Source organism: Chryseobacterium sp., from assembly GCF_029240215.1.
Taxonomy (GTDB): Bacteria; Bacteroidota; Bacteroidia; order Flavobacteriales; family Weeksellaceae; genus Chryseobacterium.
Window position 1 is genome coordinate 115,333 of record NZ_JARBTK010000003.1, and the last position, 23,343, is coordinate 138,675.

Consider the following 23,343-nt stretch of genomic DNA (forward strand, 5'->3'; position numbering starts at 1 on the left):
TCCAATTCGTCACTTCGAGTAGCTTTTGAAAAAAGCGTACCGAGAAGTTTTGATTCTTAACTGTCTTTTATTCACAAGTTCTCGATACATTTTTCTACGCTTTGCTCCGAAAAACACTCGAACTGACGAATGGGAAATCTTACAAATATTAAAACCTGCCGTAAGGCAGGTTTTTTTGCAATAAGAAGACAATTATTTATTTCCTTTAAAAGTCACCCCAAGAGAAACCACAGGTTTTGAAAACTGATTCCCCTTTGCAAAATCTCCGTTTCCGAAAACGAACTGGTATCCGGCTCGGGTGGTAAGATACACCGATATATTCTCCTTAGTAATGCTTCCTAATTTCAGTGAAAAATCTAATCCGCCCTGTATATTATAAAAAATATCACGTTCGAGTTTTCGGGGGACCTCATACTCATTGACGATCCATATTCCGTCAATTTCATTGTACTGCGTTTGGGTACTTGTTTCATCGGGATTGACGAGGCTTAAAAAATACAGACCAGTTGAGAGATACGTGCTGAAAAAAACTTTTTCGTTATTGATCACATCATTTTGAACTAAAAAATTGAGAGTAATATGATTAGATCGTGTTCTGTCGGCTGAATATCCGAAATTTTCAGGATGTTTTTCGCTCATAAAGCTCAATGCTCCTCCCAATGAAACACGGTCGTTGATGTATGATCTCATGTTAATGTGTAACGCAGGCTGATATTTCCGGATTCCGGGCTGTAATTCTATTCCTGCATAAAATGCTATCTGATCTTTCTGTGCAAAACAGATTGGGCAGCTCAGTAAAAATACCAAAATATAAAGTGCTTTTTTCATGACAAAGAATTTTAAAGTTAATCATGTAAGAATGGAAAAATACTTTCTGAAAAAGCTTTAATCATCACTCTTTACTTATAAGACTTTAAAATTCTTGAAAGGTTGCCTTGGTTGGTGAATTTTGTGGAAATTGATAAAACCTGCTGAGAGGCAGGTTTTTTTTAGATGGCGCGGAATTTAAATCCGTGCCTTAGCTTTGTAAACGCTCACGGATTGCAAATCCGCGAGATTGGGATGCCGTCACTTCGAGTAGCTTTTGGAAGAAGCATACCGAGAAGTTTTGATTTTTGACTGTCTTTGATTCACAAGTTCTCGATACATTTTTTCTTCAGAAAAAACACTCGAACTGACGGATCTGTAAACTTTATTCATTGATTTATAAATAAGATTTTCCAATTCGTCACTTCGAGTAACTTTTAGAAGAAGCGTATCGAGAAGTTTTGATTCTTGACTGTCTTTGATTCACAAGTTCTCGATACATTTTTTCCTTCAGAAAAAACACTCGAACTGACGGAGCTGTAAACTTTATTCTTTATTCATTGATTGATAAATAAGATTTTCCAATTCGTCACTTCGAGTAGCTTTTGAAAAAAAGCGTATCGAGAAGTTTTGATTTAAAATATAAAAACCTGCTGTAAAGCAGGTTTTTTTGTGAGAAGATTTAATTTACTTTTAACTCAATAGGATTATACTGCTCATATAATTTTCTGGAATTTCTATTAAGCTGTCTTATGGTTTCAGGATCTGCATTATCTAAAATTTCTGAAAAGTCGGTAGTGAGATATGAATCTTTTATCCATTGGTATGCTTTTTCCTTTTTCACAGGTTTTATATTTTTATAAGAGTTAGCAAACTGGCAAACTCCTTTTCGTTTTTTAAAGCTGTATAATTTGTAATGAAAATCATTTTTTTCATCATACAATTCTACAATAAGACCGGGAAGTTTATTAAATTTGTATGGACCAAAGTTTAACGGAATTTTAGGATTGAAATACGCAATCCAGTTTCTTCCATATTTGGTAGTAACAGCTTTTTGGCATTTAGCATTTCCAATATTCTTAAATTCATTGACTAATTTCCATACGATATTATTAGGTTCATCGTAGGAAACATTTGCTGTAGTAATGGGTGTTGTAACATATATTTTGGCGGTAGTAGTGCCAATATTTTCCGGATATTCACTATTATAATTGTAAAGAGTTTTATAATCTTTCTCCATATCTCCTGTTATCTTAATTTTCTTATAATACTTTAAAGAATCTCCAACATAAACATTCATACTTTTAAAATAAGATTCTTTCTCATTCATCAGCAGAATGAAAGTTGTAAGTTCGCTTTTAGCGTTGGGTAAGTTACTTTTCTTATAATCTAGTGTATATCCCGCCTGATATTCTGTATTAAAACTTTTTTGAGCTTTTACTGAAAAAATAAAAAGAGTAAAAACTAATAATAATATATTTTTTTTCATAATGTAAGAAAGGCTATTCTTGGAATTACCAAAATAGCCAAATAAAAATTAATTTTAGATGAAAAACTACGATGTAGATGTAGAAGAAGTATAATAAACAAAACGTGTTGGAAATGTTCCACAAGCATTATAGTTTAGTTGTGACATCGTATTTTCTAAGTCTTTAGGTGTTGCATTCTTTACATAGTTATCATTAATTTGAAAAACTATACCACAAGTTGTTCTGAATGGTAAAGCACTTGCTAAAGTTCCGACGGCTATAGCTCCGATAATGAATAATTTTTTCATAATTGATATTTTTTTATAATTACAGTACAAAGGTAAATTTCATACACTAATTCTGCAATTCTCTATAAAATAAATTATTCCTTAAAAAATAAATTATTCGTACTTTCGCTTTATCAAAAAACATACTATGAATGTAAAGGGTAAACTTATAAGAGAGGCAAGAATGAGAAAAGATTTCTCGCAAGAATATTTGGCAAATGTTTTAGGTATTTCACAATCGCAATATTCTAAGCTTGAAAACGGTGATGTCAGTTTTGATATTCAAAAACTGGGACAGCTTTTAGACGAGCTTGAGCTCAATCCTTTGGAGATTATTGAGTTTTCTGAAAAACAAAAGCTGATTATTAATGCCCATAATTCTCATAACGCAATTGTGAACAATTCGGGAGAAATCAATTCTCCGTTGATTCAGAATGATGTGGAAGCAATTCGTAAAATTGTTCAGGAGGAATTGTCTAAGAAAAAGTAAAAGATATTTGTTTGAAATAAAAAAACCTGCTGTGAGGCAGGTTTCATATTTTTACATAGATGGCGTGGATTTTTAATTCGTGCCTTCCGTTCTTGTAAATGCTCACGGATTGCAAATCCTCAAAAACGTTTTTTTATTATATTTTTTTTCTAATTTCATTCAACTTTTCACTAAACTTTAATTGAGCTTCTTTATTTACTGATAATATTAAATTTAGATCTAATTTATCAATGTTGTTACCTAATAACCTTTGATCTTTAATATTATCTAATTGTCTCTTTATCTCATAAGGATAGTCCCAAAGTTTTTCAACAACATCAGACGCCATATCAGCTAAATAAATTTTCAAATCTGAAAAATCTTCGATAATATAAGTGCTTTTTACATCTATCATCCATTTTAATAGTTGTTCAAATATTTGTGAATATTTGACTGATATATAATATAATCCCTTAATATCTGATGGTTGTCCTTTTTCATTGACGAATTGGACTAAAACGGGAAATAAATTAATTAGATTACCTGTTATAGTTAATAATGATTTAAGACGATTTGAGCCCCATTCTGATAATTCTTCTAAATCGTCTATAAATTGCTTTGGTTCTACTAAAATGGAATACTTAATATCATTTTTTAGGAATTCTTTTTTTTCAATTTCATCTATAAATGTTTGGTAAAGAAATTCAAACTCGTAATAGTCTTCCTTTTCAATAAGAATTTTTAAACATTTTTCACTAACATTGATTTTGAAAAAATCATCTACATTTTTATCAAAAATATTTTTAACTCTCAAACTATCTTTAAATAAATAAGATAATTGATTTTTTAATGTTTCAATAATCTCTCGTGATTGTTCAAATGGAAATACCCATAAATTTCTCTTTGATCTAATATCATCAATGAATTCAAATATTTTATTATTATCAACAATTTTTGAAAAATCGGCGTGTTTATTATCTTTCCATATTGTCAGTGTTGTTAAGATGCTTTTATCAATAAAGCAAAAAATAGGAATTCCCTTTTGTTTTGCGGTCAAAAATTCAGTATTCGTTATTGACTTTCCACTTTCTATAATACTTCCATATCTACTTCCAACTACTAACACAAGAATATCTGCATTATCCTTAACCGTTTTTATACAGTTTTCTACGGCTGTTAGATCAGGGGAAACAGGAAAGCTATTATATTCTGATAAAATGGGATTATGTCCGGAATCTTTTATAAAATCACTAATATTTGCTCTTAAATGAGACAAATCATAGCAAGTGGAACTAATAAAAATATTAAGGTTATTCATTAATGAAAATTATTGGTTAATAGTTATATAATTTCAAATATAGTATATCTTATTTAATTTATTGAAGGTCAGAAAATACATATTACTACTATAAATCTACATAACGAATGTTCCATAATCAAAATTCCCCCGAAAATAATTTTAAAATGTCTTAGACTTGCTACTTTTTAAAAATATTTTTCATCATTTTTTCGATAGAATTTTTTGTTTCTTCAGAAATAATCTTTTCTGACTTCTTAACTAATTCACTTCTGAAGTTCTCACAACAAGCTTTGATTTCAAATCCTTTTGAAGTTTTGATGAATTGTGGATTCTTGTGATGCTCAGAACACTTTTGAGTTTCAATTTTTCTTTTAATTGAGTTGTAATCTAAATCATTCATGGTTATATAATTTCTGTTAGTTTTCAAATATATTTATTTTAAAATCTTAATAATTACGGATACCCGTAAACTGCTGATTTTATTTGAAATACTATTGCAATCTACAAATGCTCTTTTATAATTCTTCCAGTGTAAACACGGAAATTTTATCGTGAATCGACTATACAAGGTTAAATCCTGTATTAGCGGAATATGATATGGAAAATTTCATATTCTAAATAACCAAATCAAACCATTTGCATCCGTAGAACCTCACAAACACTCTTAAAACAAACCTCCTGCATCCGCATTTTGTTTAAAACAACCTTGTTTGTCACCTCCTGCAATTGCAGGAAGTCTCCTACAAGTTGCGGGAAACTTCTTGCAACTGCATTTTATTCCCCACAAAATGTTTTAAACTAAATGCAGAATTTTTTATATTTGTTTTGAGTAATTAATACATTTTTAACAAATAAACACATTAAACGATGAAAATTTCATTAGTGAGATTGAGCACTAAAGACCTTGCGACTTTGGCTCAAAGAATTATTACCAACATTCAGTCAGGAAAATATCCTGTGATTACCAATCATCCTCTTACCACAACTTTGCAAACCTCGTACACCGAATATGATCAAGTGTATACGAAGCAGATCTACAGCGGAAAAGGAAGCGAAGTTGCCATAGCAGACCATGAAAGGGATGTCGCTTACACCAACCTCAAAGCATTTCTCAACGGTTACCGACAGCTTCCTTCTGCACCCAATCATCAGTTGGCGGAAGATATATTTGGGATATTCAAGACCTTCGGACTGAATCTCGACCGCTTAAGCTATTCTTCACAGACTGCTCAAATGAAAAAGCTGATCGAAGAACTGGAGATTCCTGCAAACAGGCAGAAAATCGCTGTTCTTTCTTTGGATGCAGCATTTACCGAAATGAAAACCAAGCATGAAGCTTTTGAAACGTTGTTTGCAGATCAGGCAGAAGCCAATGCAGACCTCCGACAAATGACGAGTGCAAGCGCAATCCGCAAAGACCTTGAGAAAAACCTGAAATCGTACATCAATCTATTGACCGCAATGAAAGACGTTCCGGATTGGGAACTTCTCTACAGTGATACGAATGAGCTGGTAAAAGCAGCGAAAAATTCGGAAGTAAAGACGAAGGAAGAAAAACCATCTTAAATGATAGAATGACTCAGCAAATTGCTGAGTTTTTATTCAAATGACATGAAGTCGAGTCGTCAGTTCGAGTGTTTTTCCGAAGGAAAAATGTATCGAGAACTTTTTGAATAACCAACAAAACAACTTTATTTTTAGGCTCATTGGTTCTCGATACAAATTCTTTCAGAATTTTACTCGAACTGACGGATTTGTTACAACAACATTGTTTATAGTCATATTAAAAATAACCACTCCGTTTGTCATTCTGAAAGAATCTAAACCCGCATCTTTCCAACTATTTTCTAATACTATGCTGAGATCCCTACGGGATGACAAAGTGTGTGGGAATAAAATGATATTTTTGTATGATGAACTTGATTCGTCAGTTCGAGTGTTTTTCCAAAGGAAAAATGTATCGAGAACTTTTTGAATGAACAAACAAATTTTGTCTTAAGCTTCTGGTTCTCGATACAAATTCTTTCAGAATTTTACTCGAACTGACGGATTGGTTATAGTAACATTGCTTATAGTCATATTAAAAATAACCATCCTGTTTGTCATTCTGAAAGAATCTAAACCCGAATCTTTCCAACTAATTTCTAATACTATGCTGAGATCCCTACGGGATGACAAAGTGTGTGGGAATGTGGGAATAGATTGAGAAGAAAAGCAAGATCAAGCATTCTGTTTGTCATTCTGAAAGAATCTAAGAGATCCCTACGGGATGACAAAGTGTGTGGGAATGTGGGAATAGATTGAGAAGAAAAGCAAGATTAATCACTCTGTTTGTCATTCTGAAAGAATCTAAACCCGCATCTTTCCAACTAATTTCTAATACTATGCTGAGATCCCTACGGGATGACAAAGTGTGTGGAAATAAAATGATATTTTTGGATTATGAACTTGATTCGTCAGTTCGAGTGTTTTTCCGAAGGAAAAATGTATCGAGAACTTTTTGAATGAACAAACAAATTTTGTCTTAAGCTTCTGGTTCTCGATACAAATTCTTTTAGAATTTTACTCGAACTGACGGATTTTTCATAGCAGATATTATGAACTATGTTGATGAATGTTTGTATTAAAATGATATTTTTGAAATATGAAAATGTTTAAAGCCGATTTGTATGAGGTGCTAGATGAGAATGGAAATCTTGTTGGTGAACAGATTTTGGGATCTCTTTTGGGTAGAAAAGAACATTTGAAAGTGGATGGAGAAATTTATTATTACAAAAAAATAGATTTTTTCAGCCAGGAAACTCATTATAATAATAAAGCCGGAAGATTGGATGCTGAAAATAGATTCTGTGCACCAAAGAATATTTTATTACGGTGAAAAATATACGGAAATCTATTATTTTAAATCCAGAAGTTGGTATGAAAGTTCAATTTCACTGCATCAATTTGAAAGTGACCAACTGTTGGTGAAATTCAGAAGAAGATACAGTTTTTTAAAACCGATCTATGAAGTTCAGGTCAAAGAAAATTTTCACAACAAATTAGTTATTTTAGCATTTGTATTTTATTATATCAAACGCTACGAAGATTTATAAAGATTAATAATTTAAATATGAAAAAACTAGGAATCATCGGCTGCGGCTGGCTCGGAAATCATATCGCAGAACGGGTGTCAAACCAATATAAAATTTTTGCAACGACGACGACAGAATCAAAAATTAAAGATCTGGAATCTAAAGGATATCAGGCTACTTTGGCAAGTTTTCCCGATGAAACTAATTCAGAAATGAAGGAATGGGAAGTTGCTTCGCAATTAGATGCTATCATTATCAGCGTTCCGTTTTCCGGAATCAGAGGTGTGCAAATTCCGATGAATGGCAAACGGGAAAACCTAATGAAATTTCTTGGAGATTATAAAGGTCAGTTGTTTTTGATGAGCTCAACCGGAGTTTATCCTCAAGAGGAAAAAGAATTTACAGAAGAAGATCAACCCGCCGAAAACGTTGAGAGTGAAAACTTCATTCTAAATAAATTCCCTCACACCAATATTTTGAGATTAGCTGGATTGATGGGAGATCAACGGCTTTTAAAGAATTATAATATATCCAATTTAGATCAGTTGGTCAATCATATTCATTATGTGGATATTTGTTCGGTTGTTGAAAAAATGTTGGATCATCAATCTCAATCCAAAGTGTATAATGTTGTAGCTCCGATTTATCCGAATAAAGAAGAAATTATTAATGCTCAAAAGGATTTGCCTTACAAGGGAGAGAGAACAACGATTGGAAGAACTATTTCTCCCGAAAAATTGATTAAAGAATTGAATTTTGAATTTCAATATCCTGATCCGAGATATTTTCATTTGTAATTTTTTTTAATAATAAGTTTATTTTAGAAAAATCTAAGTCGGCTTTCCAACCTTTCTTCTGAATCCCGCATCTTTATATAAAAAGAGACGATGAAAATCACCATACCAAAACCATGTCACGAAAATTGGGAAATGATGACTCCCGAAGAAAAAGGAAGATTCTGTTCTGTCTGTTCTAAAACAGTCAGAGATTTTACTGTGGCTTCTGATGCTGAAATAGTAGAGGCTTTTTCAGAGTCTACAGAAAATATTTGTGGTAATTTTTATGACTCACAGCTCAATAGAAACCTGCAGTATTCTTATATCAATTCATTGTTTACAAAATTTGCTGTGGGTTTTATCCTGACAACCGGAGGTTTTGTTTCCATAAATGCACAGCAAAAAGTTGAAAATGATACTTTAAAGGTTGAAGAAATAGGGGAAGTAGTGATTTTTCCGGCATTCAATAAAGTAACAACCCGGAAAATGGTCGTTGGAGCATCTACAGTAGTATCGGAAGATGTTTTGAAGAATGCTCAAAAAAACAAAATGTCAGAAATTTCAACCAAATCACCCGGATTAATTATTAATTCTATGCCAAAAGATAGTCTTGGCAAAAGACAAATGACGATTGGTGGAGCAAATTCAAGCATAAACGAGAACTCAGATCCATTAGTAGTAATGAATGAAAAAATAATAAGTTTAAAAGAATTTAGAGAACTGGATTCCAACGCTATAAAAAGTGTGAATATTCTGAAAGGTCCGTCTGCAACTGCAATATATGGTGAAAAAGGAAAAAACGGAGTCATTTTGATAACTATGAAAAAGAAATGGAAGTCTAAAAAAATAACCTCTAGCAATTAATTACCAGAGGTTTTATTATTTTTAAAGCAAAAATTAATTTTTCACCGCGTTAATCGCCGCTTCATAATTCGGTTCGTGTGAAATATCATCTACCTGCTCTTCATAGATAATTTTTCCTGAAGGATCGATCACGACAACAGCTCTGCTTAAAAGTCCTTTCATGACAGAGTCTGTAATTTCTACACCATATGTTTTTCCAAAATCAGAACGGAAATCTGAAAGCATTACTACATTTTTTATGCCTTCTGCGCCGCAAAATCTCTTTTGTGCAAAAGGTAAATCTTTAGAAATACAAAGAACAACCGTGTTTGGAATATTGGCAGCATCTTCATTGAAATGATGAACAGAGGCCGAACAAACTCCGGTATCAACACTCGGAAAAATATTAAGAATCACAAACTTTCCTTTGTAAGAATCGAGAGTTTGGTCTTTCATTGCAACATCTGTAAGGGTAAATTTTGGAGCAGGTTGATTTACCGATGGTAATTTTGCATAAGTATGTACAGGTTTTCCTCCCATCAAAACAGTGTTTGCTGTCTTAGAATTTTGAGCGAAAGTAAGTACCGAAAAACACAATAATGTACTGAAAACTAATTTTGAAAACATAAATTTTATTTTTAAGTCAGCTTAAATTAAACTTTAACTGTAAATTTTTATGAATTTAACTCAATTCAATCTTCGATTTGTAGTATAAAATAAAAGCTTAGACAGGTTTCAGCAAAATTATTCTTTTTTCCATTACCAAAAATTAAATTTAATTCAAACACCCGAAAAATAGAGCAAATCTATGAATTGGCTATTCCGAAAGTCAATCTTTAGCTCTAACTTTATTCTTTCAAATTTTCAAATTCAAATTATTAAAAAAAGAAAAATTTATGAGTTCAGCAAATACAGAATTATTCAAAGAAATTTTTAAAAGTGAAAACGAAATCCCCGAAGAATATAAAGTTCAGGAAATTCATCAGAGAGTCTATCTTTTAAACGGCGAATTGGTAGAGTGGAAGGGAGAAGTTACGGAAATTTACTCGCCGGTCTGTATCCGAACGGAAAACGGTTTAGAAAGAAAACTGTTGGGAAGCATTCCCAACATCGGTCCGGATGAAGCAATGGAAGTTCTTGAAGCTTCAGTAAAAGCTTACAATAACGGTCTTGGAGAATGGCCGACAATGTCTGTGGAAGAGCGTATCAAATGTATGCAGAAGTTTGTGTATTTAATGATCAAAGAACGTGATCTCATCATCAAATTACTTATGTGGGAAATAGGGAAAACTTTACCTGATTCTACCAAAGAATTTGACCGTACAGTAGATTATATCAACCAAACCATCGATGCCTTAAAAGATCTTGACCGTGAATCTTCACGTTTTCAGCAGGCAGAAGGCACGATTGCGCAGATCAGGAGAGCTCCGCTTGGCGTGGTTTTGAGTATGGGACCTTTCAATTATCCTTTGAATGAAATTTTCACCACATTGATTCCTGCTTTAATTATGGGAAATACAATCTTATTTAAACTTCCTAAACATGGCGTTTTAGCACATTATCCCTTATTAAAAGCATTTAAAGAATCTTTCCCGAAAGGAACGGTAAATACTTTATATGGAAAAGGTTCGGAAATCATCACGCCGATCATGGAAAGTGGAAAAGTGAACGTTTTGGCTTTTATTGGTTCGAGCAAAGTAGCCAACGGACTAAAAAAACTGCATCCGAAAGTAAACAGATTAAGAGCAATTCTTAGTTTAGATGCAAAAAATGCAGCCATCGTTACCAAAAATGCCAATCTCGATATTGCGGTAAGCGAAATTATTCTCGGAGCACTTTCTTTCAACGGACAGCGTTGTACTGCATTGAAATTAATCTTCGTGCAGAAAGATGTTGCTGAAGAATTTACTCAAAAGCTAACAGCTGCAGTTTCTGCAATGAAAGGAGGACTTCCGTGGGAAAAAGATGTAAAAATAACACCGCTTCCTGAAGTCAACAAACCTCCTTATCTGGAAGAATGCATCGATGATGCTGTATCAAAAGGGGCAAAAGTTTTAAATGAAAATGGCGGTTATAATGAGGCTTCATTTGTTTTTCCGGCGGTTGTTTATCCTGTGAACAGTGACATGAAATTGTATCATGAAGAGCAATTTGGTCCTGTAATTCCTGTTGTGGCGTTTGATGATATTGAAGAGCCGATTGATTATCAGGTGAATGCCGATCATGGAATGCAGGTGAGTATTTTTAGTGAAGATCCTTTGGAAGTTTCAAAACTGATCGATCCGTTTGTGAATCTGGTAAGCCGTGTGAATATCAATTGTCAGGCTCAGAGAGGTCCCGATGTTTTTCCGTTTACCGGAAGAAAAGATTCTGCAGAAGGAACGCTTTCTGTTTTTGATGCGCTTCGTTCGTTCTCAATCAGATCATTGGTGGCTGCGAAATCTACGGAATCCAACAAAAATTTATTGAACACCATTGTCAGGGATCATGATTCTAATTTTTTGAGTACGGATTATCTGTTTTAATCTAGATTATTTAATATAAAAACCTGCTTCAAAGCAGGTTTTTTTGTACGTTCGTCATAATTAGATTACTTTTACAAAACACCAATATTAATCATGAAATTAATCTTCACCTGCCTCATTGTTTTATCAAGCTTTATTTCTAAGGCACAAAATTTAATTCCTTTTAATGATAACGGAAAGTATGGACTTTGCGATACAGAAGGGAAGATCCTGCTGGAACCGATATATTCGGATACTGATTTCTTTTCTTCCAAAACCAATGGCTATTCTGTAAAAAAAGATGGGAAATATGGCTTACTCAATAAAGATCTGAAAGCTGTAATTCCGTTTATTTCTGTAGAACCAATCAGTAAAACTGCGGATGGTTATGCAGTTTATTTTTCTGAAAAAGAATTGCATTATTATTCTAATGATTACCGGCTTCTGAAGAAAAGAGTTTTAGAAAGTACACCGAATACGTACAGTCCGGTAACTGCAGAATATGCTAACCAATCAGACAGTTATACCAATGAAAAAGTGTTGGAGCTTTTTAAGAAAAAATATGCTAAAAAAGGGATGTACAATGTGGTGTCGGCAAATAACACCTATTATAGTATCTGCTCAGAAAATGAAAATGGAAAATGCAGTCCTTTAGCAGTTTTTCTTCCCAGAATATCTGCTTTTCTCATTAATGATGGCGAAAAAGAATATAAAAGTGTTACCTGGAATCCCGGGACATCGAAGTATTATATCCTAGTGCAGACCGGAGCTAAGGAATATGTGATCGATCAGGATCAAAAGACTGTTTTTCCGGCAAAAGAATATGAAAGACTGTATGTAATTAAAAATTATATAGGATATAAAGAACAAAATTCATCTTCAAAGAAAAGTATCACTCATTATTTCATACTCAATTCCGGGGTGACTGTTGAAAACAAGTTTTCGTCTTTTGATCCTGCAAAAAGTCTTTCGGTTAACGGAAGAAACTTTGATGTTTTCAAAGCAAAGATCAATAATTATGATAGTCACCAGTCACAAAATGTCTATATAGGTGAAAATGGAAAACAATATTTCAAAGTAGATTTTACATTTGACAATTAAATATTTAAATTTAAATTGAGTTTTATTAATAATAAAACCTGCTGTGAGGCAGGTTTATTTGTTCAATTGATGGTAATGATTTATAATCCTCATCAGAAAACCGTTTAAATATCTAAATATTATTAATTCATCATAAGAAAATTCACCAAAACATTGTTTAATTTATCGGCGTGTGTTACATTAAGTCCGTGAGGTGCGCCTTCTATCACTATAAAATCATTGTTGGGAATTCCTGCTGCTGCCTGTCTTCCTGCAGTTGCGATCGGTACGATCTGATCATCATCACCATGTACAATTAATGTTTTTACTTTGACATTGGAAAGTTCGGGACGGAAATCTGTGTTTGCCCAGCTTTCAGCACATTTGATGGTGGCGAGAGGAGAGGCACATGAGGCGATGCTCCAGTCATAATTCAGTTGTGCCTGACTTACAGTTTGTGAAAGTAGTCCGTAATTGTAAAAGTTTTTGTGGAAAGTTTCCAAGAAAGTTACCCTGTCTTTTTTCAGGTTATCCATGATTTCATTTAAATCTGCTTCAGGAACACCGTCCGGATTGTCTTCTTTCTGTTTTACGATAGGAATGATTGAAGAAATTAATGCGATCTTATCTACGTTTTCCGAACCGTAATTGGTCAGATAACGTACTACTTCGCCGCCACCCATTGAAAATCCGAAAAGGATGACATTCTTTAATTCTAATTGTGTAATTAACTCGTGAAGATCTGCAGTCAGCCCGTTGTAATCGTATCCTTCATTCGTTGGAGAAGATTTTCCGAAACCACGTCTGTCGTAGGTGATTACACGGTAACCAAGCTCTAGAAGTACAGGAACTTGAAGTTCCCAAGATTTTCCGCTTAGTGGCCATCCGTGAATTAAAATAATCGGTTGTCCGCTACCGAAGTCTTCGTAATAAAGTTCAAAATCTTTGCTGTCTTGTTTTTTAATGTAAGGCATATTGATATTTTTTGTGATGTGTTTTTTTTAAACACAAATTTTGCGCCACCACAGGTTTGAAATAAAGATGTGGTATGTGTTTTTAAGGATTTGATAATTTTTTGACAAAAGTTTAGATGAGGTTTTTGCTTTTAAGTAATCACTATATTTTTTTGCGCATATTACCTTTTCAAGATTCTTTTTACCGCGAATATTAGGCTTGACAAGGTTTAATTTTGTAAACTTTTATTAAGTTTTCAATTAAGCGAATGGTTTGTCATTCCGCAGGAATTTAAGCATCTCTACAAAAGTTTTTAGATTCCTGTGGAATGACAATACTGTTTTTTTGTCGATTTTATGAAAGTGTAATAGTCATAAATGTTAACCTTATATTTAATGACTAAAATAAATACTTGAGAAAAAGAATGAAAACTGTAACATATATTTTAAAACACTACTAACTCCATAGAGTTGAAAGCCATGACCTCAGTAGAACAGGAATTTTTACATAAAATAGAAAAACATAAAGGAATCATTTTTAAGATTTCTAAAATGTACATGGATGATAAAGACGACCGCGACGATCTTTTTCAGGAGATCACGTATCAGGTCTGGAAAGCGTATTCCGGTTTCAGAGGTGAGAGTGAATTTTCAACCTGGCTGTACAGAATTGCTTTAAATACCGCCATTGTCTTTTTAAAATCAGAAAAGAAAAGAAGTTTCATCGGAAACGAAGATTTTACAGATTATAAAATCATTGAGGATGAATACAATCATGAAAAAGAAGAAAAACTTTCTGAAATGTACAAAGCGATTAATCGATTGAATCCCATTGATAAAGCCTTTATATTTTATTATCTGGAAGATTTTTCAGGAAGAGAAATCGCCGAACAAATGGGAATCTCCGAAGGAAATGTGCGTGTAAAAATGAACCGCGCAAAAAATAAACTCAAAGATATCTTAAACTCAAAATAAGTTTTAATTTAAAAAAAATAACAAAATGAATATAGATGAACTGAAAAACGCATGGAACGATGATGTTTCTGATGATACACCGGAAATCAGCATTGAACAGAATAACAAGATTAATCTTCCGCTCGAGAAAATCAGAAAAAATATGAGAATGGAATTCTGGTCAACAATCGGAATACTGATCTTTGGTTTTGCCGTTGTATGGATTCCCGTTCCCGAAGCTCCGTTTAAATTTAAATTTTACCTTACCGTGTTGTTGTTTTCAATGGTGATCGTGGTATCATTTTTCTTCAGTAAGTTTTTTAAACTGTATAAAGATATCAGCAGTCCAATGTTGAAAACCTATGATTCACTGAAGGATTTGATGTATCAGTTTGACCTGAATAAGCAGTATTACCTGTCGTTTATGCTTTCGTTTGTACCTTTTCTGGTGTGCGAACTGATTATCGTGATTGAATTTCTCCCTCACCGTAAACCATTGAGTGATGTTAAAGTTGCCACAACAATTATATCTGCACTTGCAATCGGAATGTTCGGACTTTTTCTACTTGGGAAATATTGGTACAGGATTTTTTATGGAAAGTATGTTCAGCAGATTGAAAATCTTTTGATTGAACTTAAAAAATAATTTATAATTTGTTTCAAAGATTTTCGGCGGGCTTTCAGCCCGCCGAAAATCTTTGAAAATCTGCAAAATTTGTCTCCCGTTAGAATTTTGGAAAACATTTTTATAATCATTGCGTATAATATGCCGGAAATTCCCTTATCATTGAATACAGATCACGCCATTCAAAATATTTAGGGGTTACACTGCTCACATTCATAAAACCTTGATCTTTAAAAAGCTTTTTTGTTCTTGTAACATGGAAATATTGTGAAACAACAACAATACTTTTAAAGCGTAAAGAATCCTTCATTTTTAAAGTATTGGCAACACTTAATCTGGTGTTGCTTCCAAAATTATCGACGATGATCAAAGAATCGGGAATGCCTTTGCTGACGAGAAATGTTTTCATTTTATCAGCTTCATAAAATCCTTCTTTTCCTAAACCTCCGCTTACAAGTATTTTTTTTACACGATGACTTTCATAAAGCTCCATTCCTTTTTCCAAACGTTTCTCAAGCCTATGTGATAAGGTTCCGTCTTCATTTACTTTGCTTCCCAGAATTAAAGCAACATCAGCCTTTCTTCCTTGATCAGACATTCCATCGACAACAATAAATGTGGTGTGAATCAAGAACCAAACAATCATTAAGGCGGAAATTATTTTTAAAGATTTAATTAAATTTTTCATCAGTCTGTAATTTTTCTGCTTTCTTTCTCCTTCGCAATTTCCTGCTTCACCCAATCCAGCTGTATATCCCTTTTATCAAGAATATCCTGCATACTTTGTTCAATTTCAACATCAGGAACAACTCCTTTTTGAGTATTGGTAAAATCAATATTAGGCTGCACAAGTAGTAAACCAATCGGAAGATCTATCTTTGAATTCGGAAGTTTTTGGTAAGAGTAAAATCCGGCAACCGTTCCATCGTTTGCGCCACCTGTTTCTTCGCCAACTAATGTCACTCGTTTGTCATATTTTAATTTAGATGAAATGATTGACGAAGCAGAAAAACTTCCGCCGTTAATTAAGACATAAACCTTTCCTTTAAAAGCATCCTTTTTTGGTTTTGTAGATTTATTTTCTTTCATTTTATAGTAGGCGATTCCGTCTTTTCCTTTATAAACGCTGAATGCCTGAGAGAAAAAATATCCGGGATAAAGCAGACTTTTTATTGTGTATTGCAACGGATTTGATTTTCTGAAATAATTGGTTTTTAAAGGGGTGATTCTTGAAGTCAACTGAGAAGGTTTGATCAGAATAAACGGTTCAGGAGCAAGATAAGAATATAAATTGTTGATCTCGTACAGTGAGCCGCCGTAATTATTTCTAATGTCGATGATGAGATATGAAGATTCTGCATTTTTGATTTTGGCAAAAGATTCTTTGTAAAAACGATCAGAAAAACTTCTTGAAAAGCTCTGAATTTTCATGTAAGCAATTGTGCTGTCTTTATCTAAAAACTTAAAATTTCTATTGTAAGAGCTCGTTGAAGCTACATAATCATTGACTTTCTTTTCTTCAGTCCGTTTTTTTTCTGCTTTATCTTTTTTTAATTCTTCTTTATTCTTAGATTCTCTTTTAAGGTTGACTATTCTTCTTTCATTATCAAAAAGTGTTTCAACTTTTGCGCTGTCCATTATTCCTTTTTCGGCAACGTAGAAACTGAAAAAAACATCTTTCAGATAATAATCCTGAAACGTTGTATTATAACCGTCGCTGCTGATTAATTCTCGATATTTTTTAAGATAATCAGAAACCGGAATTTCATTGATGCTTATAATTTCAGTTCCTGGTTTTATATTTTCTACGGAATCTTTATTTTCAACAATATACAGATGATTATCTTCGACAAAATATTCAAAGCGTCCGAAAAGCCCTTTTTTATTCTTTAAAACTTTAATTTCTTTTCTGTTGAATTTTTTTGCCGGAATCCTCAATGCCAAATGTCCCTCACGAATTTTTGCGATAACGGGCTGTAATTTAAAATAAAACTGAACCGGCGTGCGTGGGCGGTTGATTGTTTTTTTCAGACTGTCAAATTTAAAATCCAGTTCTTTTTTTGAAATGTACCAATTCAGTTTCGGATGCATTTCCTGAAGTTTTTGGTAAGCAAAATCCACGTCCTGATGCAGTTTTTCGGGTGTTATGGTAGATTGGGTATGTTTGTTTTCTCTTTTTATCGAGGTGCACGAAGCTAAAATCAGCAATGTAAGTATGTATAGAAAGTGTTTCAATGAATTAGTTTTATTTAAAAGATTAAATTTATAAAGTTTCAGATAATTTCATTCAAAAAAAGTAAAATTTATCCTTAATCGTCATGATAGGAAGTCGACATCATGAAGATGTAAGAAAAGTTATACATTTGAAGTTTATATTAAATTAAAAAATGATCTATTTAATCATCATTATAGCACTTATCGTTGTCTTAACGTTTATCGTATTATCCCAACAGGTTTTCGGAACAAAACCAAAGGGGAAACGTCTTGAAAGAATGCTCAAGTCTGAACATTACAGAAATAAACAGTTTCAGAATCTCAGTTATACACCCTCTTTAGCAGAGGGTTACAGTATGCCGAAAGTGATGTACGATTTCTTTTTTAAAAAGAAAGATCCTTTTTTAAAACCTCACCACAACGTTCCCGCAATTCATACCGATTTGAAAAATCTTCCAAAAGACGAGGATGTTTTTATCTGGATGGGACATTCTTCTTATTATATACAAAGCGACGGAGTTTCTTTTTTGATTGATCCTGTTTTGAGCAGCTACGGCTCGCCGTTTAAATTTTTTAATAAAGCTTTTGCAGGTGCAGATCTTTTTAAGCCTGAAGATATCCCGAATGTTGATTATCTGGTGATTACGCATGATCATTACGATCACTTAGATTACCCGACTGTGAAGGCTATTCGCTCAAAAGTTGAAAAGGTAATCATGCCTTTAGGAGTCGGAGCGCATTTTGAAAGATGGGGTTACCACGAAAATCAGCTTTTGGAAGAAGAGTGGGGTGCTGTGGTTGAACTTAAAAACGATATTAAGATCACTTTTACTCCAGCAAGACATTTCTCGGGAAGAAAACTGCACAGAAACAATACACTCTGGACATCTTATGTTTTGGAAACTGCAACCAAGAAACTGTTTTTAGGAGGTGATAGTGGTTACGACACACATTTTAAAATGATTGGTGAAAAATACGGACCTTTCGATTATGCCATTATGGAAAACGGACAGTACAATGCAGCCTGGAAATATATTCACTCCTTGCCGGAAGATGTGATTCAGGCGAGTTTAGATATTAAAGCGAAGAATATCATTCCTGTTCATTCAGGGAAATTTGCACTTGCTCTTCACCCGTGGAATGAGCCGCTACAGAAAGTGACGACTTTAGGGCAAGAAAAAAATATGAATATTCTCACTCCAAAAATCGGTGAGGTTTTAGATTTAAATAAAAATGATTACCAATTTTCGGTATGGTGGCAAGATTGATTTATTCGTGCCAGATTCCTTTATATCTTTTCGGATGATTTTCAAGTTGTTGTCTCACAAAGTCACATTCGGGATCGATCATCAGATCTTTTTCTTCTGCAAAACGTACCAATTCGTCTAAAAGCATTTTGGCATATCCGTGACCTTCAAGATTTTCATCGATCTTGGTGTAATAAACATTCATCAACCTACCGTCAACCGCTATCGACATATAGCCGACTTTTTGATCATCTATCAAGAGTTGTAGCTCATCCTGATATGGAGTGATCTTAAATTTTATATTTCCCATGATTCTGATTTTTGAATAAAAACTCTTTCTTAAAATTACAAATTAAAATAATAGTTTGAGATCTTTTTTAAACAATCTTAACCTAATTTATATTTATTTAAAATTGAAATAGAGTTAAAAGCTGTTTTTAAAATATTTTATAGAATTTAAAAATGATAACATTACCCTTTATTTATTGTTAATTATTCAAAATAAATAATCATTATTTATGTTTTAATAAATTTTTGTGAGTGGTTTATTTTGTTTGGCATTTATATTGAGAGTATTCCTATAGATAAAATTATCAGAAATGAAAAAAATATTAATCACAGCATTATTGATCGGAACTTTTAGTTTAGGATATGCGCAGTCAGATTACTACAACGATTACAGAAGAAGTGTAACAGACGTTAATTGGCAGACTGTTGTTGCTGATTTGTTACTTTCTAATACACAGGCAAACCAATTATACTCGCTTAACGATCAATATACAGATTATAATGGCTGGAACAGAGTTTATGCAAATAATCCGGATAGATGGAGAACAGACCGGTATTCTGAAATCGAAAGAATTCTGGGAAGAGATAAGTATGCAAAATTTAAAAATAAATATTACAAAGGACAAAATCCGGTAGCTGTTTACAATCGAAATAAAAATAACGACAAAAGATACAAGCACATGGATAAAAAAGCGAAAGTTTATCAATCTAACAAAGGTAAAGCTCATAAAAACAAGTAAACTAATTATCAATTATAAATATTTTCAAAAAGGAAATGACTGTTCGTAAGTTCAGTCATTTTTTGTTTTTTTATGTTAAGTTATCAGTCTAACTTTGCAGCGACCAATTTCAAATAGAATTTAAAGGCAGATAAAAATGAAAACGCTCAAAGAAAAAAATAAATTCATTGCTACTATATTGGCTTTTGCAGTCATTCCGATGTCTGGTTTGGCAACAGATATTTATTTGCCGTCGATGCCAAGTATGGCAACAGAACTCCATCAGCCGGAAAGCAGTATTCAGCTCACACTTTCTATATTTCTGATTAGTTACGGGCTTACCCAGTTTTTTGCAGGAAGTGTTGTCGATTCATTTGGAAGATTTAGGGTTTCTGCAATTTCTTTGGCTTTATTTGTTGTAAGTTTTTTAATTACAGCGTTAACGAAGGATATTCTGGTAATTTATGCAATGCGTGTTTTGCAGGGAATTTTATCAGGATTTGCAGTGGTTTCCAAACGTGCTTTTTTTGTGGATGTTTATGAAGGAGAACAACGAAAACATTACCTGAGCATCATGACAATTGTCTGGTCAGTCGGTCCTATTATCGCTCCGTTTATCGGCGGTTATTTGCAGAAATTATTCGGATGGCAGTCTAATTTCTATGTTTTGGCAGGATATAGTTTGATTCTGCTGATTTCAGAGTTAATGTTTTCCGGTGAAACTTTAAAGATCAAAAAGCCATTTTATTTCGATTATGTACTCAAAGAATATGATCTCATGTTCAGAACCAAAGATTTTTTCTACGGAATGCTAATGTGCGGAGTGAGTTATGCAATGGTCATTTTCTTTAATCTTTGCGGAGCTTTTATTATTGAACATAAAATGGGATATTCAGAAGTTGTTGCAGGGTACGTTTCTCTCATTCTTGGTTTTGCCTGGATGACAGGAGGATTTCTTGGTAAGGCTTTAATCAGAAAAGCATTCCTGCCAAAAATACGTTATGCCAATTTTGTACAGATTTTTTTGATTGTTTTAATGATTTTCTGTTCCTATTTTCTGAATACTATTTACAGTCTGGTCGCATTTGCATTCGTGATTCATGTGACGGCAGGATTTATTTTTAATAATTATTTTGCGTACTGCATCGGGAGATTTCCAAATTCTGCAGGTATTGCAGGAGGTTTAACGGGAGGTGTTGCATTTATCATCACGTCAGCCATCAGCTATGGAATTGTAGCTATGATAAAACCCGAAATTCAGCTTGACGTTGCAGAAGGATATTTTGTGTTGGGAATTTTGGGATTGATTATTTTGAGTATTACTAAATTAAGGAAAGCTCATGTTTGATTGTAAATTGAGAATAATTCTATTTGAATAAATATAAACACGAATAATTAGTGTTTAAAAGTCAAAAACAAAAAAGCTCCTTAAAAAAGGAGCTTTCAATTTATATTAATCCGAAAATTAGATTCCGTCAATAATTTCATTTAAAACTGTGCTTGGTCTCATTGCTTCATACGTTTTGTAAGTGTCAGTTTTGTAGTAACCGTCAATGTTTTGAGGCTTACCTTGAGCACCGATTAATTCAGCATTGATAACTTCTTCGTTTTCGTGCATTGCTTCTGCAACCGGAGCAAATTGATCGGCTAATTCAGCATCTTTTGTTTGGTTAGCCAAAGCTTCCGCCCAATACATTGCCAAATAGAAGTGAGAACCTCTGTTATCGATTTGTCCGATTTTTCTTGCAGGAGATTTGTCTGTAGCTAAGAATTTAGCGTTTGCTTCATCCAATGTATCGGCTAAAACCTGAGATTTTGTGTTTCCCTGAGTTTGAGCTAAATGTTCCAAAGAAGCTTGTAACGCCAAGAATTCACCTAGAGAATCCCATCTTAAATATCCTTCTTCCAGGAATTGTTCAATGTGTTTTGGAGCAGAACCTCCTGCACCCGTCTCAAATAAACCACCACCGTTCATTAATGGAACGATAGAAAGCATTTTTGCAGAAGTTCCCAGTTCAAGAATTGGGAAAAGGTCAGTTAAATAATCTCTCAATACGTTTCCTGAAACAGAAATTGTATCTTTTCCTTCTCTTGCTCTTTTCAACGTTTCCGTCATTGCGTCTTTTACATCAAGAATCTTAATGTCAAGTCCGTTTGTATCGTGATCGGCAAGATATTTTTCTACTTTTTTGATGATTTCTCTGTCGTGCGCTCTTCCTTTGTCTAACCAGAAAATTGCAGGCGTATCTGATAATCTTGATCTGTTTACCGCTAATTTTACCCAGTCTTGGATTGGAGCATCTTTAGTCTGACACATTCTGAAAATATCGCTTTTTTCTACTTTTTGAGAAAGAAGAACATTTCCTGCTTCATCCTGAACTTCAATTGTTCCGTCTGCAGTTGCTTGGAAAGTTTTGTCGTGAGAGCCGTATTCTTCAGCTTTTTGAGCCATTAAACCAACGTTCGGAACAGAACCCATTGTTGTAGGATCCAATTTTCCGTGAGCTCTCATATCATCGATTACAGACTGATAGAAACCTGCGTAAGAACGATCCGGAATGATACAAACCGTATCTTCTTCCTTACCTTCTTTGTTCCACATTTTACCTCCGCCTCTTACCAAAGCAGCCATAGATGCATCAACGATGATATCAGAAGGAACGTGAAAATTAGTAATTCCTTTGTCAGAATTTACCATAGCCACTCTTGGTCCGTTTGTTAAAGCCGTTTCAATATCAGCTTTAATGTCAGCTTCTTGAGCATTTCCTTTGATTTTTTCGAAAAGATCGGCAAGACCGTTATTTGGATTAACATCTAAAGACTTGAAAGTCTCAGCATATTTAGTGAAAACATCTTTAAAGAAAGTTTCTACGATCGCTCCGAAAATAATCGGATCAGAGATTTTCATCATCGTAGCCTTTAAGTGAGCAGAAAGAAGTACGTTTTTGCTTTTAGCTTCTTCGATAGCTTCCTGTACGAAAGCTTTCAAAGCGTTTAAATTCATTACAGAAGAATCGATAATTTCTCCAGCCTGAAGACCTGCGAAATCTTTTAATAAAGTTTCAGCACCGTCATTTCCTTTGAATACGATTTTATATTTAGTAGCATTTTCTAACGTCGTTGAAGTTTCAGTTCCGTAGAAATCTCCGTTGTTCATGTGAGCAACGTCAGTTTTACTGTCAGAAGCCCAGTCTCCCATTCTGTGAGGGTTTGCTTTTGCGTAGTTTTTAACAGCTTTTGGAGCACGTCTGTCAGAATTTCCTTCTCTTAACACAGGATTTACAGCACTTCCCAATACTTTAGCATATTTAGCTTTGATTGCTTTTTCCTCGTCATTTTTTGGTTCGGCAGGATAATTTGGAACTGCGAAACCTTTAGATTGTAATTCAGCAATAGCCTCGTCTAACTGAGGTGCAGAAGCTGAAATATTTGGTAATTTGATAATGTTTGCATCAGGTTGAGTCGCCAATTGACCTAATTGAGCCAACGCATCATCGATTTTCTGATCATCTTTCAAAAACTCAGGGAAGTTTGCTAAAATTCTTCCTGCCAAAGAAATATCCGGAACTGCGATCTCAATGTTTGCTGATTTTGTAAATGCTTTTACAATCGGTAAAAACGAGTGTGTTGCCAACATTGGAGCCTCATCCGTTAATGTGTAATAGATTTTTGATTTGTCTGACATTATACTGTTATTTATTATTTGATTTTTTAGTTCCACAAATTTAGTTAAA

Annotated in this window: 24 protein-coding genes; 13 read left to right on the forward strand and 11 right to left on the reverse strand. The window is 33.6% G+C overall.

The genetic code is table 11. The annotated features are described in order from the left end of the window. Positions 1–192: 192 nt before the first annotated feature. The 3 genes from K0R77_RS07770 to K0R77_RS07780 form a co-directional block, all read right to left on the reverse strand. The gene (locus tag K0R77_RS07770; RefSeq protein ID WP_300350752.1) at positions 193–828 is read right to left on the reverse strand and encodes a hypothetical protein; all 636 of its coding nucleotides are present in this window, start codon (positions 826–828) and stop codon (positions 193–195) included. 661 nt (positions 829–1,489) lie between these two features. Continuing rightward, on the reverse strand, positions 1,490–2,296 hold the full coding sequence (locus K0R77_RS07775) for a GLPGLI family protein (RefSeq protein WP_300350754.1): 807 nt from the start codon (positions 2,294–2,296) through the stop codon (positions 1,490–1,492). A gap of 66 nt (positions 2,297–2,362) precedes the next feature. Next, on the reverse strand, positions 2,363–2,584 hold the full coding sequence (locus K0R77_RS07780) for a hypothetical protein (protein ID WP_300350756.1): 222 nt from the start codon (positions 2,582–2,584) through the stop codon (positions 2,363–2,365). A gap of 127 nt (positions 2,585–2,711) precedes the next feature. Here K0R77_RS07780 and K0R77_RS07785 point away from each other — a divergent pair, with 127 nt between their 5' ends. Next, the gene (locus K0R77_RS07785) at positions 2,712–3,053 is read left to right on the forward strand and encodes a helix-turn-helix transcriptional regulator (protein WP_300350758.1); all 342 of its coding nucleotides are present in this window, start codon (positions 2,712–2,714) and stop codon (positions 3,051–3,053) included. Between the two features lie 136 nt (positions 3,054–3,189). Here K0R77_RS07785 and K0R77_RS07790 read toward each other — a convergent pair whose 3' ends face one another. Then, positions 3,190–4,350, reverse strand: a complete 1,161-nt coding sequence (locus K0R77_RS07790; RefSeq protein WP_300350760.1) for a DUF4062 domain-containing protein — start codon at positions 4,348–4,350, stop codon at positions 3,190–3,192. A gap of 160 nt (positions 4,351–4,510) precedes the next feature. Next, positions 4,511–4,759, reverse strand: a complete 249-nt coding sequence (locus K0R77_RS07795) for a hypothetical protein (RefSeq protein WP_300350762.1) — start codon at positions 4,757–4,759, stop codon at positions 4,511–4,513. Positions 4,760–5,199: 440 nt separating this feature from the next. Here K0R77_RS07795 and K0R77_RS07800 point away from each other — a divergent pair, with 440 nt between their 5' ends. From K0R77_RS07800 to K0R77_RS07820, 5 genes are all read left to right on the forward strand, one after another. Then, complete coding sequence (locus K0R77_RS07800; protein WP_300350764.1) at positions 5,200–5,898, forward strand: DUF6261 family protein; 699 nt, start codon at positions 5,200–5,202, stop codon at positions 5,896–5,898. A 1,078-nt stretch (positions 5,899–6,976) separates the two neighbouring features. Beyond that, a complete protein-coding gene (locus tag K0R77_RS07805) occupies positions 6,977–7,210 on the forward strand; it encodes a hypothetical protein (protein WP_300350766.1) in 234 nt (77 codons plus the stop codon). After that, a complete protein-coding gene (locus tag K0R77_RS07810) occupies positions 7,182–7,427 on the forward strand; it encodes a hypothetical protein (protein ID WP_300350768.1) in 246 nt (81 codons plus the stop codon). The genes K0R77_RS07805 and K0R77_RS07810 overlap by 29 nt, the downstream gene beginning before the upstream one ends. 17 nt (positions 7,428–7,444) lie before the next feature. Beyond that, on the forward strand, positions 7,445–8,203 hold the full coding sequence (locus K0R77_RS07815; protein ID WP_300350770.1) for an NAD(P)-binding domain-containing protein: 759 nt from the start codon (positions 7,445–7,447) through the stop codon (positions 8,201–8,203). 90 nt (positions 8,204–8,293) lie between these two features. Beyond that, complete coding sequence (locus K0R77_RS07820; RefSeq protein WP_300350772.1) at positions 8,294–9,046, forward strand: TonB-dependent receptor plug domain-containing protein; 753 nt, start codon at positions 8,294–8,296, stop codon at positions 9,044–9,046. Positions 9,047–9,079: 33 nt separating this feature from the next. Here the strand turns inward: K0R77_RS07820 and tpx are convergent, their stop codons facing one another. Continuing rightward, on the reverse strand, positions 9,080–9,652 hold the full coding sequence (tpx, locus tag K0R77_RS07825; protein WP_300350774.1) for a thiol peroxidase: 573 nt from the start codon (positions 9,650–9,652) through the stop codon (positions 9,080–9,082). 269 nt (positions 9,653–9,921) lie between these two features. On the opposite strand from tpx, the gene K0R77_RS07830 reads away from it, so the two are divergent. Together K0R77_RS07830 and K0R77_RS07835 are read left to right on the forward strand one after the other, a co-directional pair. Further along, on the forward strand, positions 9,922–11,550 hold the full coding sequence (locus K0R77_RS07830; RefSeq protein WP_300350776.1) for an NADP-dependent glyceraldehyde-3-phosphate dehydrogenase: 1,629 nt from the start codon (positions 9,922–9,924) through the stop codon (positions 11,548–11,550). 93 nt (positions 11,551–11,643) lie between these two features. Next, the gene (locus K0R77_RS07835) at positions 11,644–12,630 is read left to right on the forward strand and encodes a WG repeat-containing protein (protein ID WP_300350779.1); all 987 of its coding nucleotides are present in this window, start codon (positions 11,644–11,646) and stop codon (positions 12,628–12,630) included. Between the two features lie 122 nt (positions 12,631–12,752). Here the strand turns inward: K0R77_RS07835 and K0R77_RS07840 are convergent, their stop codons facing one another. Further along, positions 12,753–13,583: an alpha/beta hydrolase gene (locus tag K0R77_RS07840; RefSeq protein ID WP_300350782.1), complete on the reverse strand. Its 831-nt coding sequence runs from the start codon at positions 13,581–13,583 to the stop codon at positions 12,753–12,755. A 459-nt stretch (positions 13,584–14,042) separates the two neighbouring features. Between K0R77_RS07840 and K0R77_RS07845 the strand changes: the two genes are divergently transcribed. Further along, positions 14,043–14,537, forward strand: a complete 495-nt coding sequence (locus tag K0R77_RS07845) for an RNA polymerase sigma factor (protein WP_300350784.1) — start codon at positions 14,043–14,045, stop codon at positions 14,535–14,537. A gap of 25 nt (positions 14,538–14,562) precedes the next feature. Then, positions 14,563–15,162: a hypothetical protein gene (locus tag K0R77_RS07850; protein ID WP_300350786.1), complete on the forward strand. Its 600-nt coding sequence runs from the start codon at positions 14,563–14,565 to the stop codon at positions 15,160–15,162. A 106-nt stretch (positions 15,163–15,268) separates the two neighbouring features. Here K0R77_RS07850 and K0R77_RS07855 read toward each other — a convergent pair whose 3' ends face one another. Continuing rightward, the gene (locus K0R77_RS07855) at positions 15,269–15,829 is read right to left on the reverse strand and encodes a YdcF family protein (RefSeq protein ID WP_300350789.1); all 561 of its coding nucleotides are present in this window, start codon (positions 15,827–15,829) and stop codon (positions 15,269–15,271) included. Further along, positions 15,829–17,376, reverse strand: a complete 1,548-nt coding sequence (locus K0R77_RS07860; protein WP_300350791.1) for a S41 family peptidase — start codon at positions 17,374–17,376, stop codon at positions 15,829–15,831. Before K0R77_RS07860 ends, K0R77_RS07855 begins: the two co-directional genes overlap by 1 nt. Positions 17,377–17,528: 152 nt before the next feature. Here K0R77_RS07860 and K0R77_RS07865 point away from each other — a divergent pair, with 152 nt between their 5' ends. Beyond that, positions 17,529–18,623, forward strand: coding sequence for an MBL fold metallo-hydrolase (locus K0R77_RS07865; protein ID WP_300350794.1), 1,095 nt, complete (start codon positions 17,529–17,531; stop codon positions 18,621–18,623). 1 nt (position 18,624) lies between these two features. On the opposite strand, the gene K0R77_RS07870 is transcribed toward K0R77_RS07865, so the two are convergent. After that, on the reverse strand, positions 18,625–18,912 hold the full coding sequence (locus K0R77_RS07870) for an N-acetyltransferase (RefSeq protein ID WP_300350796.1): 288 nt from the start codon (positions 18,910–18,912) through the stop codon (positions 18,625–18,627). Positions 18,913–19,201: 289 nt separating this feature from the next. Between K0R77_RS07870 and K0R77_RS07875 the strand changes: the two genes are divergently transcribed. Beyond that, positions 19,202–19,630 (forward strand): hypothetical protein, encoded by a 429-nt coding sequence (locus tag K0R77_RS07875; protein WP_300350799.1) that lies wholly within the window; start codon positions 19,202–19,204, stop codon positions 19,628–19,630. A gap of 136 nt (positions 19,631–19,766) precedes the next feature. After that, a complete protein-coding gene (locus K0R77_RS07880; protein WP_300350802.1) occupies positions 19,767–20,957 on the forward strand; it encodes an MFS transporter in 1,191 nt (396 codons plus the stop codon). Positions 20,958–21,074: 117 nt separating this feature from the next. Here K0R77_RS07880 and K0R77_RS07885 read toward each other — a convergent pair whose 3' ends face one another. Beyond that, positions 21,075–23,294, reverse strand: coding sequence for an NADP-dependent isocitrate dehydrogenase (locus K0R77_RS07885; RefSeq protein WP_300350804.1), 2,220 nt, complete (start codon positions 23,292–23,294; stop codon positions 21,075–21,077). Positions 23,295–23,343 lie beyond the last annotated feature (49 nt).